The sequence below is a fragment of the Paenibacillus sp. FSL H3-0457 genome (genome assembly GCF_037981725.1).
GTDB lineage: Bacteria > Bacillota > Bacilli > Paenibacillales > Paenibacillaceae > Paenibacillus > Paenibacillus amylolyticus.
On the sequence record NZ_CP150283.1, the window covers coordinates 4745513 to 4761965 of the forward strand.

Consider the following 16453-nt stretch of genomic DNA (forward strand, 5'->3'; position numbering starts at 1 on the left):
CATCAAAGTGATCCGATATCTGTCGGGTTGCTTTTTTGTTGTGTTCAGATTAAATGAATGTTCATGGTGTTATGTAACCACTAAGGATATTTCACGTATTTGTTTCATATATTGTCTGGAAGACAACAAGCCTGTACGTTTGTCATTTAAGAAGTGGAAAGGAGAATGGATCGGTGAAACGTCAACACGGCATTTCCGCCTTTATATTATGCATCATTTTATTCCTCCAGCTACCTTTAGCCTATACCTATGGAGAGTCTTCACCTGAGGATACACGTGAGATATTACAAAAAAGTCTATCCATCGTTGAAATCGATCATGAAATCGAACGCATCACCGAAAGGCAGAAGCAGCTGGGTCAACAACACGAGACATTATCCGTCCAGCTGCAGGAACAGGAAGAGCAGATACATATTCAGCAAGATCGGGCCGGAGCTGTAGTGAGGTCCTACTACACAGGAGAACGCGACAGCCTCCTCATGACGGTCCTGGGAGCCAGATCATTCAAAGACCTGTTTGTACTGTATGATTATTACCAGATTATTATCGGACGGGATCAGGCTGTGCTGGACAAGTATCAGGACCGTTATCACAATCTGCAACAGACTTCCACTCAGATTCGTCAGACTACAACAGAATTAACCGAAATGAAGACTAATCTTCAAAACCAGCGGGAACGTGTAGTCGCCTTGCAAAAAGAAGTGGATGCCCAAATAGCCACCAGCGGAGATGCGGCAGCGATTCAGAAACTGATGGATGAATTAACCCTTTATTGGGAGAACATCGGCATCTATGAGGTGAAACGATATTTCAAAGCATTGGCATCTGCCATGCAGAACCTGCCCGATTTTATCCAAAAACAAAACGGAGGTATATCCACGACTGGAGCAACCTATACGATTCGAATTGGGCAGGATGAGCTTAATGCATTTCTTCGTTCCCAAAATTCAATCTTTGAAGACTTTGCCTTTCAGTTTAATCAGGATAAGATTATAGCTTCCGGTCAGCGGGATCAGTTGCAATTAAGCATAGAAGGACATTATACGGTAGAAAATGAACCCCAAAACTCCATTCGTTTTCATGTGGACAAACTTGTATTCAACCAGCTTGAATTACCAAACACCACTCGCCGAATGCTGGAAAAAGAATTTGACCTTGGGTTCTATCCACAGAAAATCCTGTCGTTTGTCAAAGCAACCGATGTTTCAACAAGTGAAGGCATACTGGAAGTAAAACTAGCTATATCATTTTAAAGAAGTTGTTCAAAAGTCCGCTTTTGACTACGAAGGATGCCTTGTGGCATCATCAGCATCGAAGATGAAATTCAGACTTTTTGAACACGAACTTAAAGTTAATTCGTCGTTCTAATACTGTCTACGTATTGATTCGCTGTAATTTCTCCCTTTAAGAATTGTTGTACTTTTTTATGAAAACGAGTTATTAGAGCATGACTTTCAGTCGTTGCAGCGGGGACATCTTGGGTGGTTGAGAACCAGGATTGTCCCTTTGTCATGTCATAACGTCCAACGAGTTTCTCAGACTCCAAATCCAGCTCCTGTTGCTTTGCGGGCAACCGGTTAACCTGTTGGTACCATTTCAGCTGTGTCGTAGCGGACGTCATTCCTTCAATCCATCTACTGGCCTCCTCAGCCTCAACCGAACCCGCAGTAATAACAAGGCTTCTGGAGTTTACGGTTTCCAAGGTTTCGAAAGAAATCCGCTCCAAAGAATCTTTATCAACTGCACTCGCTTGATCCGCACTTAATAATTGAGATAACAACGATACAACCATCGGTGTGCCGTTCTGGTCAGCAGTTGGAGAGAACTCTGAATTGGTAGACTCCAGCTTAATAAGGGGCTGAATCTGATTCATCAACTGAATTCCCTGCTGAAGATTCCCCGTTTGCGAATCTATTTGTGTTCGTTTAACTTGGTCTGGTGCCATTTTCGGTTCCAAATGATTCAGCCACGCATTTGTCCCGTACATATCATTGATGTTCATTGTAATTAAAGGGGTGCCTTCCGCAATGGCTTGTTGAGTAAGTTTGACCCACTGATCTTTATTGCGAGGTAATGACTCCAGACCAGCTCTCTTCAGAAATGAAGATTGGGCAGCCAGAATGTACGGATCAAAATCAAAAGGCATTCCCCACTGATAACCATTCCACTCTGTCATTCCCCGTAACCCAACTACCGTATCTCCTAGCGACTTCGATAATGTGGTTCCGTTTAACGGATACAGGTACCCTTTTTGGGCATAGTATTGCACTTCCTCACTATCAAGCAGAACAACATCACCGTTCTCTCCTAGTGAAAATTCAAGATCCAAAACATGCTTATATGTATCCGGCTTCTCATTCCGAAGATTAATCTCTACCAGCTGGGAAGCAGCAACTTCTTTGGCTATTTTTTGAAAGGCTTGGAACTCTTCATCCGACATGGCCACTACAATCTCCAGCGGAGCTTGAGCATCTTCATTACGGGACGAAGACCCAGGAAAAGCATCCTTTTCCTGATCGCGTTCCTGATTGAGCTGCGAACCTCTAAAGTCAAAACTCGGTGACAAGATCGTTAACGAAAGCAGCAATACCGCGAATAAAACAACCTGATGTCTACGCTTCATTAACTTCCCTCCCTGTTCACCTAGTTTTTTCCTGCAGCAATTATTGTAACAAATAAGTAGTACTCTTGTCCTACCCTGCCGAAAAACACTTTTTCGGATTTTTGCATAATACGAGCATATCGAGTTCTGTGTAATAACGCTTACTTATTTTTTCGGCAAAAAGCCGGCTCCAGGAGCCGGCTTCAATAACAACATTTTCCGGGAAATAAATCCCCTAAATTTTACAATAAATCAGCTGCAAGCTGTGCCAGCTTGGACCGTTCTCCTTTTTCGAGCATGATGTGTCCGCTGATTCCCTCTTGTTTGAACCGTTCCACGATATACGTCAGACCATTACTGGCAGAATCAAGATACGGATGGTCTATCTGTTCGGGGTCTCCCATCAAAATAATCTTACTGCCTTCACCGACCCTTGATACAATGGTCTTCACTTCGTGGCGCGACAGGTTCTGGGCTTCATCAATAATGATAAACTGTCCAGGTATCGATCTTCCACGAATATACGTTAAGGCCTCCACCTGAATACTGCCAAGTCCCATTAGGATTTTATCGATATCTCCAGCTTTTTTGGTGTCAAACAAAAACTCCAGATTATCATATATCGGCTGCATCCATGGACGAAGTTTTTCTTCCTTCTCACCAGGCAAATAACCGATATCTTTCCCCATTGGAACGACAGGGCGAGCGATCAACAGTTTTTTGTACTTATGATCATCCTCTACCTTAAGCAGACCTGCTGCAAGTGCCAGCAAGGTTTTCCCTGTTCCGGCTTTACCGGTGATGGTAACAAGCGGGATGTCATCATTCAAAAGCAATTCCAGTGCCATGCGTTGTTGTGCGTTACGTGCGCTAATGCCCCAGACATTGTCATTACTGAGGAAAAGCGGCTCCAGCTTTGATCCCTCTGTGTTCACTTTAAGCAAAGCCGATTTATTGGTTCCCATCTCATCCTTGAGAATGACAAATTCATTCGGATACAACGAATAAGACAACTGCAACGGTTTGATTGGTAAAAAACGATATGTGTAAAACTCATCAATCACTGACGGATGAACTTTTAGGGCCGTATAACCTGGATATAACTCACTGAGTCCTGCCGTCCGATCTGATAAGTAATCCTGTGTGAACAGACCAAGTACATCCGCTTTGATACGCACAAGTACATCTTTACTGACAAGCACGACCTGACGTTCGACTACTTCCTTTTCATTCTCCTCAATCTGATAATTCAGTGCGACAGCCAAAATGCGATTATCGTTGGACACTTCACCAAACATTTCCTGAACTTTCACGAAACTCCGATGATTCAGCTCTACTTTCAGGTTACCTCCATTAGCCAAAGGTACCCCACTGTGCAAGTGACCCAGCTCTCGTAATCCATCTAACAGTCTGGATACATTACGGGCATTACGCCCAATTTCATCGGCATTTCTTTTTTTGGAGTCGATCTCCTCCAGTACAACCGCGGGAATGATTACCTCATGTTCCTCAAAGGCAAATATGGCATTGGGGTCATGCAGAAGCACGTTGGTATCCAATACAAAAATCTTTTTCATTCAATCCCCTCCAAAGCGGCGTCGTTAAAGGCATGAATAGTGTGATCTTTCAGCAGCGGCATGGACAATCATGATCCCATACATAAATGTATTCGACTAGGGCAAAATAATTGTCAACCATTCTGAAAAACTCCAAGAAAGGATGAACATTTATGAAAATATGGGTTTGCACGCTGCTTCTGATCTTTATACTTACAGGTTGCAACAGTTCCACACGCAGCGCTTCGCCGAATCAAGGTACACATGCGAAAGGTTACGGAGGAAATGTAACAACTCAGCAAGATCAAGGGAAAGGATCTCACATGCTCAATGCACAGGAAGATCGGATGAATCCTTCACGTTTGGACCGTCTCAATGAGAATACAGGTGAAGTCCATGATACCAACATTGCAGATGATGCACAGAGTGGCCGGATGCCCAATGAAAAACGAATCAATCACCTTAAAGCCCTTGCCAAGCAAGTAGAAGGTGTTGAAGATGCGAACTGCGTCATACTCGGTAATACAGCCGTAGTTGGCATCGATGTTGATGGTGAACTGGAACGTGCTCGGGTGGGTACCATTAAGTACGCTGTTGCCGAAGCACTTCGCAAAGACCCCGAAGGTATAGATTCCATCGTTACTGCTGATGCAGATGTCACTGAACGAATTAAAGAGATTGGTGAACATATTCGTCAAGGGCACCCAATCTCCGGTTTTGCTTCAGAACTCGCTGACATGGTGGGACGAATTATCCCTCAACTCCCGAAAGACGTCAAAGTCCGTCAAAATCCGGATGAACCCATGAATCAAAAACAACAAATGCAGCAGCTGCATTCATCAGACAAAAGACAACAAAAAGCCCAGTGATCTCTCACTAGGCTTTTTTCATGGCAGCAAAAACCTGCTCATCTAATTTCTCAGCAGCACGCTGATCATATATTTTGACATATTGAGGCACAGAGGACAATTGAGCGCCGTAAAACAGAGCATTCCTCACCGCTTCAATTGTAATGTCGAAACAGCACATATTAAATGGAACGTCCAGCAGCGGATCTTGTCTTACTGCAGCACGTCCGTTCACTGCGTACACCGTCTCTTCTCCAAAGACAGTTACCGTAATGAGCGGATTAGTAATCATGTTTTTCACTAAACGTGAACGATGATCAATTGCTACACGAAAAGTAGAAGCATTCTCCGCATAAATCCAGGAGATGGCTGTTGAAGTCGGACCTCCGGATTCTACATCCACAGTGCTCAGAAGCACAAAGGTCTCATTCTTGAATTGCTGTAAAAGAGATTCAGTTAATTGTGTGACGGCTTCGGACATTCAACCAGCCCCCTAACCTTCTTTATGCAATTCTTGTACTTGGTTTATGTTATTATAGCATACCGATTAACGTGCTTCCAATCCCAAAAGAATGAAGGTTATTCGCCTGAAGGTGAAGCCGTTACTTTACCTGAAAGTGTATCTTGTAAAGCCTGCTTGGCATTGGCGAGTTCCGTCTCATTAATATACACATATGGACTTCTCCACTCTCCGGTAACCGGAGTATAATGCACATCCGAAGTGGAAATGTTCCAATACGTCGAGATAAAGTTTTTCATTTGTTCCGATTCCACATCTGTCGTCATATTCTTGTCAACTGCACCAATCACTTTGCTGATCTTTGTAATGCCCCCAAGAGATTTCATCTGATCCAGCATGGAGTTCAGCACTTGGTTTTGACGTTTGTTACGATCAAAGTCATTGGATTCATCAGTCTTCGGATTACAATTGGATTTGCGGTAACGAACAAAATCTAGTGCTGCTTTACCATCGAGATGTTGTGCGCCTGCGACCAGATTGATATCTGTACCATCGGCTGTATCTCTATAACACATATTTTTATCCACAGTCACATCCACGCCACCCACGGCATTGACAGCATCACGGAATGCCTGGAAATTCAGGACGGTTGTATAATTAATATCTACATCCAAATACTTGCCCATCATTTCTTTCATCTGATCCTCTGCATTTTTGCCAGTGGTTTTTTCCTGTGCTTTGAATCTTGGATAATAGGAATTCAGCTTGTTGGATTTGTACCCATCCAATTGAATACGCGTGTCTCGAGGCAAAGATACAATGGTTGCCGTCTTGGTCTCCGGATTCAACGAAGCCACCATAACAACATCCGAGAGATATGTGCCAGTTTCAGGACGGTTATCTGTGCCTAATAACAGCATCGTGATCGGTTTGGTTGTGGCTGACATCCCGGGAGGTACCGGTTTATCGATGCCTGTATCCACGACTTGATTGTATACCCAGTACGCATATCCACCGCCTACCACAATGGCAATAACCAATAGACTTAAAAGGATTCTGCCAAAAGCATTCATTCTCTTTTTCTTCTTAGGCTGCTTGCCCTTGCCATTCTTCGATCCAGAAGCACCGGATTGCGTTGGTGCCTGTCTCCGTGGAGGCAGTCCGTTCGAATTTGAGTTCATATCTTCAACACCTTTATCACATCTGTTTTTGTCTAAATAAAAGACAACCGCTTTCCCTAAGGAAAACGGATGGTCTGTACCAAGACAGGATTTATGAGTTTCGAGCGGCAGCTTCCGCTTTTTTCTTTTGACGACCTTCAATAAAATAACGCACTCTCACTAATAACATCAAACCAACTGCCACCAGCAAACATTGAATGATGGGAAGCTTGTCGATCTGAAAAATAAGAAGCATGAATGTGCCCATCGCCATCAAAATATAGAGAACGATTTCCTTACCAAGTGGCAATTTCTGACGTACCCGAAACACCTTGTTATATACGTAAGTAATCAATACAAAGATGACGATGTAGGCTACGATCGGGTTTGACGCGAACCATGCTTGCATGCACAGCCAGCTCCTTTCGTGTTCATGCTAGGATATAAGTTAACTGGTTGATGGAAAAACACCAACAACATTAATTACAAAGCTCTGCAATGTGACCGTTTCGGATTCGGATCGTTCTTTTGGTCGCTGTTATCCCCAGATTTTTTTGATCCATTTTTCAATGGTAAAATCCGGGGATAAAGGCGAACGCTTCGCTCCTACAGAATCGATTCCGTATCCTCCACTACTTTAGTGGGTTGTAATTAACGCCGATGGTGCATATGTGTTCCATCAAACGTTAACTTATATATATTATTTTGTTGTTATTAAGCTTTAGAAGCCATTTTGCGTTGTTTTTCTGCACGCTCACGCTCGGATTTATTCAGGATCTTTTTACGAAGACGAATAGATTTTGGTGTAATCTCACAATATTCATCTTCATTCAGATATTCAAGCGCTTGTTCCAACGAGAAGATAATTGGAGTTTTAATTTTAACCGTATCATCTTTACCGGAAGAACGAACGTTAGTCAGTTGTTTTTCTTTGCAGATGTTAACAACGATATCATTGTCACGTGTATGTTCACCAACAATCATACCTTCGTAGATTTCAGTACCCGGCTCCAAGAAGAGTGTACCGCGATCTTCAACGCCCATCATGCCATAGAACGTAGATGTACCCGTTTCAGTTGAGATCAACACGCCTTGGTGACGTCCACCCACTTGACCGGATACTACTGGAGCGTAGCTGTCAAATGCATGGTTCATTACACCGTAACCACGAGTCAATGTCAGGAAGTTGGTGCTATATCCGATCAAACCACGTGCTGGAATCAGGAACTCCAGACGAACTTGACCACTACCTGTGTTAACCATGTTAACCATCTCTGCTTTACGTGCGCCCAGGCTCTCCATTACGGAACCCATGCTCTCTTCAGGGATATCAATCAACAAGCGCTCAACAGGTTCCATTTTCTTACCGTCAACTTCTCTTACGATAACTTCTGGTTTGGATACTTGAAGCTCATATCCTTCACGACGCATATTTTCAATCAGGATACCCAAGTGAAGCTCACCACGTCCGGAAACGATAAATGCATCCGGGCTATCCGTTTCGTCAACACGAAGGGAAACGTCTGTTTCCAACTCTTTGAACAAACGCTCACGAAGTTTACGGGAAGTTACCCATTTACCTTCACGACCTGCGAATGGACTGTTGTTCACGAGGAACGTCATTTGCAGTGTTGGCTCATCAATTTTCAGAACTGGCAAAGCTTCCGGGTTGTTAGGGTCGGCAATGGTTTCACCAATGTTGATGTCCTTGATCCCTGCAATGGCAACGATGTCGCCTGCTCCTGCTTCTTCCGTCTCAATACGTTTGAGACCTTGGAAACCAAACAGTTTCTCGATACGTGCAGTTTTGCTCTTACCATCACGCATAATAACCGTTACCGATTGTCCTTGACGGATCACACCGCGGTTAACACGACCAATGGCAATACGGCCAAGGTATTCATTGTAGTCCATCAAAGTAACGAGGAATTGAAGTGGTTCTTCAACATTTTCGGTAGGGTGTGGGATATGACTAACGATGGTATTGTAGATCGCCATCATGTTGTCATCTTGTTTGGCAGGATCATTATCCATGCTGGATGTTCCGTTCAATGCGGAAGCATATACAACAGGGAATTCGAGTTGTTGATCGTTGGCACCCAGTTCAATGAACAGGTCCAATACTTCATCAATAACCTCAGTCGGACGAGCCGCTGGACGGTCAATTTTGTTTACAACAACGATTGGTGTCAGGTTATGCTCGAGTGCTTTACGAAGTACAAACTTCGTTTGTGGCATACAGCCTTCATAAGCATCAACAACGAGCAATACACCGTCAACCATTTTCATGATACGTTCAACTTCACCACCGAAGTCGGCGTGTCCTGGTGTATCCACAATATTAATCAAGTAATCTTTATAAGTTATAGCCGTGTTTTTGGCCAAAATCGTAATACCGCGTTCACGCTCCAAATCGTTGGAGTCCATTACGCGCTCCTGTACCGTTTCGTGATCTCGGTAAGTACCGGATTGCTGGAGCAACTTGTCAACGAGTGTTGTTTTTCCGTGGTCGACGTGGGCAATAATCGCAATATTGCGAATGTGTTCTCTTGAATGCATGTTTTGTATCCATATCCTTTCCAATTTCAAATCATATCTACTTAAACTTCCCGCAATTTCGCAGGTTACTCACAAAATAAGCGTCGGTGATATCCCGACGCATGTCTATATCCCTTATATTATAGTTTATTATAGGTAAAAATCAAGATATTTCGCACGAAAAGACCACTGGGAATGTTACCAGCCTCTCCCTTGACGTCCTCGTCCAAGTAATAACCAGACTCCGCCCAAGATCAAAAGGACAGCAAGTACATAGATAATTCCCGTTTGCAGCAAGGTAAATCCGAATAATATGATCGACACCGCACCAAGGATCAAAGCCACAGGTAACACATATTCCGGTCTTCGTCGTTCAGCCATTCCATATTCGAGTAACCCTATGGCGATCCCTAGCAAGAATGCTGGCCACAGTCTGCTCATAAGTCCAGCGCCCCATGTATTCGTTATACTGAATAAAACACCATACACCGTTAGTATGCCGGCAGGAACGAGTGACCACGATGGTGAAATACGCGCATAATATAACGCATGAAGGGCGATGCCTGGCAGCAGGATCAGCAAAGGCCAGAAATTACGACCAATAAATCCAAACACGCCAAACTTGCCAAGCAGAATAATAATTCCCGCAGCTACAATAAATAGTCCAATCGCTTTTTCATTTCTCATCCTCAATCACCTCTTATACTATGGCTATGTACTTTATTTCTTCATAAACGATACGCATTCCATGCTGACTGTTGATATTCAAACCTGTAATCATGCTTCTAGTGTATCCGATGTTTCGGCAAAAAACTATACTTTATGTCGCACTTTGCATGCGTCCTTTACCTGTATTACCCTAAAATGTGCAACTTATGACTAGTCCAATGATTGTTGTATTGACAAGCGTATTATCTCACCACAAAACCGCCTAAACCGGACGGTTCAGACGGTCATATGTTCAAGCTTTTATCCAAAATTAAACTATGCGTTCTTCCGCACAAATTTATGTGCGCCTCCAATCGCAACCACAAGACAAGCCATGGCTACGGGTAGCAGCGTATGCACCTCTGATGCCATACCCCCCAGCCATTCTCCTAACTTGGGGTCTTTCATCACCATCTCACCTGCTGTGAAGGCCAGGATGCCTGATCCGACGAATACAAGAATCGGAAATCGCTTCAACAAACCAACAATTAAGCCGCTCCCCCATACGACGATGGGGATACTGATTGCAATACCAATGACGATCAGAGCCAAATCTCCATCTGCCAAAGCCGCTATGGCCAAAACATTATCCAAGCTCATTACAAAATCGGCAATCAGAATGGTTTGAATGGCTTTCCAGGTCGTAGAAGCTTCTCGAATATGTACTTCATCCTCATTTTGAAGCAGCAGCTTTACTGCAATCCAGAGTAGCAACAGCCCACCTGCCGCTTGGATAAAGGGAATCCCCAGCAATAATACCGCTACAAAGGTTAACACACAACGCAGCAGCACCGCGCCAAAAGCTCCCCACCATACCGCTTTTTTGCGTTGTATTGGTGGCAGATCCTTGCTGGCAAGCGCAATAACAACCGCATTATCTCCACTTAATACCAGATTGATCATTAAAATTTCAGTTAACAGCCATAGTGTATCCATGTCCTCATCCCCCCACATTAACTTGTATGTCGGAGTTGTCCATGCTATTCTTAATGATTGAACCGTATATAAGGAGTGACATATATCATGGAGCTATTTAGTCCCACATTCTGGCTGGCTTTGCTGAACGTTGTCTTTATTGATCTAATTCTGGCTGGGGATAATGCCATCGTCATTGGTCTCGCAGCTCGAAATTTGCACCCTTCCGTGCAGAAAAAGGCGATTCTATATGGAACTGGCGGCGCACTTTTGATTCGAATTCTAGCAACAGTTGTTGTTTTATGGTTGCTTAAAGTTCCGTGGCTCTTGCTTGTGGGAGGCATACTTCTGATCTGGATTGCCTATAAATTATTGGCGGATCAGGGAGATGAACACAATAATGTCCAGGCGGGAACTTCCTTGTGGACCGCTATTCGTACCATCGTGATTGCGGATGCAGCCATGGGATTAGATAACGTGATTGCAGTTGCTGGAGCAGCGCAGCAGCATCTCGTGCTTGTCATCCTTGGACTCCTGATTAGTGTACCTATTATCGTCTGGGGCAGTACCCTGTTTATCAAGCTAATTAATCACTTTCCTTGGATTATCTATGTCGGAGCCATTGTTCTCGGGTATACGGCTTCCAATATGATCACTGAGGAACAGCGACTCTTGCCTTACTTTACGGAACATCCGGCATTGCGCATTCTCTTTATCGTTGTGGTTATTGCAGGTGTAGTCTTTGCAGGTTATCGCAAACGCTCCAGCAGTTCCAGCCACAAGGGATCTGGTGGGGAACAGCAACGCTCCTATTCGTAGGCTAATTTAAACTAACAATTTCACCTGAATACAGCAAAGGACTGAACGATATTTCATCGGACAGTCCTTTTTTGCAGTTAACATAGCCCTTATTATGTCAGCCATGCTAATTTTTATTGAGTTTAGAACCAATCATCCTTCATGCCATTGTCGCCTGTCGGATTCGTTACCACAGAAGTTTCACCGGCATGCAGGGTGATCGTTTCAGTTTGTTCCACCGCCTGATCCACCCATTCTGACAGATGGCTCATTGTTGATTCTATTTTATCCACAATTCGAAGATTTGGATTGGTTGAAGGTGACTTTGGCACAAAGAGAGTACAGCAATCCTCATATGGCAAAATAGAAATGTCATACGTTCCGATCTGTTTGGACAGGGTAATGATCTCCTGTTTATCCATCATAACCAGTGGTCGCAACAGTGGCAGATCCGTCGCACGACCAATGACATTCATACTCGGAAGAGTCTGACTCGCTACTTGGCCCAGGCTATCCCCGGTGATCAGTGCTAATGCCCGCTCACGCTCGGCAAGTTTGGATGCAATTCGCAGCATTGAGCGTCGCATCAGCGTAATAATCAGATTATCCTGACCCAGTTGAGTAAATGCCGTTTGAATCTCTGTAAATGGAACCAGATGCAGCTTGATTGTTCCTGCATGATCAGCAAGGGCACGTGCCAAATCAATGACTTTCTCTTTGGCGCGCTCGCTTGTGAACGGGTAACTGTAAAAATGTACACATTCCACTTCAAGTCCACGGCGCATGGAAGACCAGGCTGCCACCGGGCTGTCTATTCCACCTGATAGCAGTACCATTGCTTTGCCATTCGTGCCCAGTGGAAAGCCGCCTACTGCCGGAATGGTTTCGTTGAAAATATAGGTACCCTGATCCCGAATTTCCACTCGCAGTTCAATATCAGGTTGACGAACATCAACACTTAATTGCTGAAACTTCCGAAGGATCGGGGAACCGACCAAATGGTTCATTTCATGGGAAGAGTTCGGGAACTCCTTCCATACCCGCCTTACATTTACCTTGAATGTGGTGCCTTCCTTGAATTCGTCTTGCCTTTCGTCCATAAACGCAACTGCTGTTTTCACAATCTCATCAAGCTCGGATGGAGTAACTTTAACCGGACTAATCGACATCACACCAAATACCCGCTTCAGCACCTTAATCAGTTCAGTATGTGATTCACCGCCAAGATCCACATAGACACGGCCATATTCTTTGCGAAGGCTCGCTCCTGGATAAGGTTTAAGCAAAGCTTTCACCTGTGTAATGATCGTTTTCTCAAATCGGGCACGATTTTTCCCTTTTAACATAAACTCTCCGAAACGGAGAAGCAGCATATCATATTTCATATCCATTACATCCGCCTTTCGAGGGGCCGCAACTGCACCACCATCTGATGTAAAGCCTGTTCAAGCAAGGCTACATCTTCTTCTGTATGTTCATCTCCAAGACTAATACGCAATCCGCCAACAGCACAAGCTGCATCTCTGCCCATCGCAAGTAGAGCCCGACTCGGTTCAGCCGAACGCGAAGAACAGGCAGATTGGGTCGATATGGTTACGCCAAGTTGCTCCAAGGTGTGCAGCGCCACTTCTGCCTTCATCCCGGGATAGGAGAAGTGTACAATATGAGGTGCACCCTCTGGGCGACTGTTCAATTCAAATTCAGGAATGGCACGTATCGTTTCCATTAATCGATCACGGAGCACCGTTGTACGCCGGGCAAAATCAACCTGATCTTCTGCTGCCATTCGCATAGCCTTTGCCATGCCTACCAGCAAGGCCACGTTTTCTGTGCCTGCTCTTAGGCCTTGCTCCTGTGATCCTCCTGACAATAGTGGGGTAAGCTCTACTCCACTTCGAACATAAAGGAGACCTGCTCCCTTCGGTCCACGAATCTTGTGAGCAGACAGACTGTACAGATCTGCACCCCAAGCGGCAGGTGTCGCCTCCATTTTCCCAAAACCCTGAACACCATCCACATGGAAAAGCACCCGTGGTGCTTTCTTTTTGAGCTGTTTGCCGATTTCTGCAATCGGATGGATGGCTCCTGTTTCATTGTTTACATGCATCAGACTTACAAGCACCGTGTCGGGCCTGATCGCGTCTACAACCTGCTGAGCGTTGACCTCTCCATCGGAATTCACGGGAACTAATGTCACTTCCCATCCCCACTGCTGCAATTGCATAACACTTTCGTACACAGAGGCATGCTCGGTAGCTGTTGTGATGATGTGTCTGCCTCGTGACTGATAACGTAATGCCGCACCTTTTATCGCAAGATTATTACTCTCTGTCGCACCGGAAGTAAATACAATCTCTTCTGGCTTAACGCCGATTGCCGCAGCACATCCAGATCGAGCACGACGCAGCAACTGATCGGCACGCTCTCCATACCCATGGATGGAGGACGGATTACCGAATTGTGTCTCCATAATTTCGGCCATCGTACGAATCACATCAGGATGGGGAGGTGTGGTTGCAGCATAATCAAAATATTTCAAATGAGGTTAGACCTCCCTTATCTCTTCGTTCTTGAACCTACAGTGAGCATTGTAACACGATACCCATACAACACAAAAAGACCAACCGGGAACAGGCGTTTCAAGCGCTTCTGCTCCCACATTTGATCTCATCCTGCCTACCATGTGTTTTCACAACTGTCTATCTGTGAGTTTAGATCACATATTTCGACTGTGCCTTCTCCACCTTGGAGATATAATTCTGTGTTTCTGAAGGCAAACGGTTAAGTACACTCATCAGTTCGCTATCACTCGACACGCCCAGACGTGAAACACGCCCTGGTCCTGCATTATATGCAGCAAGTGCCATCTTCACTTCTCCACCGAAACGCTGGAGCTGAAGGGAAAGATACTTCGTACCCGCATCAATGTTTTGGGCAGGATCAAATGAATTACTCACACCCAGCCCTGCAGCCGTGCCATCCATTAATTGCATAAGCCCCTTGGCACCGGCGGAGGACACGACATTTGGGTTAAAATTGGACTCTGTGTCAATGACGGCCTTGATCAATGATTCAGGAACACCGTATTTGACACTTGCCTCGGCAATCAAAGATTCATAATCCGTAGGTACAGATGCACCGGAATCCACGACTCCTGTATTGGATGAAGATAATAAAGACTCAACGATGTTATTGGAGACAGAGGACGATCCTGCCGTATTTATATCTGGATTGTACGTGCTTCCGAGTTGCAGCCACAACAGACCATCACTGGATCTTTTGGAGACCGTAGCGGTGGAATCTGTATTGCTTGTCGAATTGGCACCCGTACCTAACAGCCCGTCCATCACATTGGCGAAATCCACTGTTGAACCAGCATCGGATTGTGATCCACTGGTTTGGTTATTCACATTGGACAATTGCAGTTCCAACAACTGCCGCGATCCGCTTGGATCAATCTGCATGAGTTATACCCACTCCCGTATAATTAAGCGTATTATGACCTTATTCTACATCGTTTTACAGCAAGGTTCCATTGTTTTCAAAAAAATATATGAATCTCTCCACATAACCTGCACATATACGAAAAAAACCTTCTGTAGTTCACCGCATTTTGGTCATACCCCTGTCAAGTAGACAGATGAAAAAAGCTATGCTGCCAGCGCGCATCGATATTCAATCGGTGCGCGCTGTTTGAGTTTGGATTGAAAGCGTCGGTAGTTGTAATTGTACACGTAATCTTCCACGGCTTGTCGAATCTCGGCTTCTGAATTACACTGGATAAGGTACAGCTTCTCTGTTTTGAGATGCGAAAAGAAAGATTCGATGCATGCGTTATCCAGGCAGGTTGCTTTGCGAGAGTGGCTGCCTTTGACGCCGAATGCTTCTAATCGTGAGTTGTACACCTGAGACGTGTATTGGAAGCCCTGATCCGAATGGAGCACGGCTTCCGAAACGTCTCTTTTTTGTGTCCATTGTTCCACTGTATCCAATACGAGCTGAACATCGTTCCGTTTAGATAATTGCCAAGCGACAATTTCGTTGTTGAACAAGTCTTGAATCACAGACAGGTAAACGAATGTGTTTCCATCCGAAATATAAGTTATATCCGTCACCATTTTTTGCTGAGGTGCTGTGGCATGAAATTTGCGCTTTAGGCGATTCGGATAAATCACAGATGGCGTATAGCTGGACTTCTTCCGCTTCTTGCGAATTACCGATTGGATCGATAGTTCCCGCATGATTCGCCATACTTTCTTGTGATTAACGTTCAGACCAGACTCCCAGAGCGCCGTTGTCATGCGAGGATAACCAAACTCTCGATTTGCAAAATGAATAGCCATCATGTGCTCTTTGATCTCACGCTCACGGTCTTGTCTTGCGTCTCGCTGTGGCTGTGTTGCTCGCCATTTGTAGTAACTGGAACGGGGTATTCCTGTAATCGATAATAGGCGTGTAATGCCATGCGAGCAACGCAATTCGTCTATGATATCGTAGTTCTCCCGTTGGCTCAGTGCTTCTCCTTTACTAGATTTGGATACCGCTTTTTTAAATAATCTACCTGTGCTTGAAGGTAGTCCCGTTCTTCTTCTACACTGCTAAAAGCAGTACGAGGCCGTCCTTTCAGTGGATTTGGAACATTGTTTTTTCGCTCATCGAACGCTTCCCCGTTTTTCCATTTTTTTACCCAAACCTTCAGTTGTGAACAGTTTCGAATTCCTTCGCGATCAGCGACCACTTTGTAACTTGAAGAACCTTCGACATAGGATCTAACAGCATTCAATTTAAATTCTTCGGTATACGTTTGAAATGTTTGTCCTTTTTTGGCCATAAAAATATCCCCTCCAAGTGTCACTTGAACCCTCATG

At 44.6% G+C, this 16453-nt stretch carries 16 protein-coding genes; 3 read left to right on the forward strand and 13 right to left on the reverse strand.

Features of this window, described 5'->3' with window-relative positions:
* Positions 1-173: 173 nt before the first annotated feature.
* Positions 174-1253, forward strand: a complete 1080-nt coding sequence (locus MHH25_RS21085) for a hypothetical protein (protein ID WP_340017964.1) — start codon at positions 174-176, stop codon at positions 1251-1253.
* A 98-nt stretch (positions 1254-1351) separates the two neighbouring features.
* Here MHH25_RS21085 and MHH25_RS21090 read toward each other — a convergent pair whose 3' ends face one another.
* Together MHH25_RS21090 and MHH25_RS21095 are read right to left on the reverse strand one after the other, a co-directional pair.
* The gene (locus tag MHH25_RS21090; RefSeq protein ID WP_340017965.1) at positions 1352-2623 is read right to left on the reverse strand and encodes an extracellular solute-binding protein; all 1272 of its coding nucleotides are present in this window, start codon (positions 2621-2623) and stop codon (positions 1352-1354) included.
* Positions 2624-2844: 221 nt separating this feature from the next.
* Positions 2845-4179: a PhoH family protein gene (locus MHH25_RS21095; protein WP_100527047.1), complete on the reverse strand. Its 1335-nt coding sequence runs from the start codon at positions 4177-4179 to the stop codon at positions 2845-2847.
* A 152-nt stretch (positions 4180-4331) separates the two neighbouring features.
* On the opposite strand from MHH25_RS21095, the gene MHH25_RS21100 reads away from it, so the two are divergent.
* A complete protein-coding gene (locus MHH25_RS21100) occupies positions 4332-5027 on the forward strand; it encodes a YhcN/YlaJ family sporulation lipoprotein (RefSeq protein ID WP_340017967.1) in 696 nt (231 codons plus the stop codon).
* A 7-nt stretch (positions 5028-5034) separates the two neighbouring features.
* Here the strand turns inward: MHH25_RS21100 and MHH25_RS21105 are convergent, their stop codons facing one another.
* The 6 genes from MHH25_RS21105 to MHH25_RS21130 all read right to left on the reverse strand — a co-directional run bounded on the left by MHH25_RS21105 (position 5035) and on the right by MHH25_RS21130 (position 10808).
* Positions 5035-5487 (reverse strand): pyridoxamine 5'-phosphate oxidase family protein, encoded by a 453-nt coding sequence (locus MHH25_RS21105; protein ID WP_076318866.1) that lies wholly within the window; start codon positions 5485-5487, stop codon positions 5035-5037.
* Positions 5488-5585: 98 nt separating this feature from the next.
* Complete coding sequence (locus tag MHH25_RS21110) at positions 5586-6647, reverse strand: LCP family protein (RefSeq protein ID WP_036614987.1); 1062 nt, start codon at positions 6645-6647, stop codon at positions 5586-5588.
* Positions 6648-6738: 91 nt separating this feature from the next.
* The gene (locus MHH25_RS21115) at positions 6739-7035 is read right to left on the reverse strand and encodes a YlaH-like family protein (RefSeq protein ID WP_047843765.1); all 297 of its coding nucleotides are present in this window, start codon (positions 7033-7035) and stop codon (positions 6739-6741) included.
* A 305-nt stretch (positions 7036-7340) separates the two neighbouring features.
* Positions 7341-9185 carry a translational GTPase TypA gene (typA, locus tag MHH25_RS21120; RefSeq protein ID WP_036674819.1) on the reverse strand — a complete coding sequence of 615 codons (1845 nt, stop codon included), beginning with the start codon at positions 9183-9185 and terminating at the stop codon, positions 7341-7343.
* 177 nt (positions 9186-9362) lie between these two features.
* On the reverse strand, positions 9363-9857 hold the full coding sequence (locus MHH25_RS21125) for a hypothetical protein (RefSeq protein ID WP_100527044.1): 495 nt from the start codon (positions 9855-9857) through the stop codon (positions 9363-9365).
* A 291-nt stretch (positions 9858-10148) separates the two neighbouring features.
* Positions 10149-10808, reverse strand: a complete 660-nt coding sequence (locus MHH25_RS21130) for a TerC family protein (RefSeq protein ID WP_047843767.1) — start codon at positions 10806-10808, stop codon at positions 10149-10151.
* Between the two features lie 87 nt (positions 10809-10895).
* Here MHH25_RS21130 and MHH25_RS21135 point away from each other — a divergent pair, with 87 nt between their 5' ends.
* Positions 10896-11606, forward strand: coding sequence for a TerC family protein (locus MHH25_RS21135; protein ID WP_036674816.1), 711 nt, complete (start codon positions 10896-10898; stop codon positions 11604-11606).
* 122 nt (positions 11607-11728) lie between these two features.
* Here MHH25_RS21135 and thiI read toward each other — a convergent pair whose 3' ends face one another.
* From thiI to MHH25_RS21160, 5 genes are all read right to left on the reverse strand, one after another.
* Complete coding sequence (gene thiI / locus MHH25_RS21140; protein ID WP_339191515.1) at positions 11729-12970, reverse strand: tRNA uracil 4-sulfurtransferase ThiI; 1242 nt, start codon at positions 12968-12970, stop codon at positions 11729-11731.
* Positions 12971-12975: 5 nt separating this feature from the next.
* Complete coding sequence (locus MHH25_RS21145; protein ID WP_340017969.1) at positions 12976-14124, reverse strand: cysteine desulfurase family protein; 1149 nt, start codon at positions 14122-14124, stop codon at positions 12976-12978.
* 172 nt (positions 14125-14296) lie between these two features.
* Complete coding sequence (locus MHH25_RS21150; protein ID WP_340017970.1) at positions 14297-15049, reverse strand: lytic transglycosylase domain-containing protein; 753 nt, start codon at positions 15047-15049, stop codon at positions 14297-14299.
* A 186-nt stretch (positions 15050-15235) separates the two neighbouring features.
* The gene (locus MHH25_RS21155) at positions 15236-16099 is read right to left on the reverse strand and encodes an IS3 family transposase (RefSeq protein WP_340020531.1); all 864 of its coding nucleotides are present in this window, start codon (positions 16097-16099) and stop codon (positions 15236-15238) included.
* Positions 16096-16416 (reverse strand): transposase, encoded by a 321-nt coding sequence (locus MHH25_RS21160; RefSeq protein ID WP_340017971.1) that lies wholly within the window; start codon positions 16414-16416, stop codon positions 16096-16098. The genes MHH25_RS21155 and MHH25_RS21160 overlap by 4 nt, the downstream gene beginning before the upstream one ends.
* Between the last annotated feature and the right edge of the window lie 37 nt (positions 16417-16453).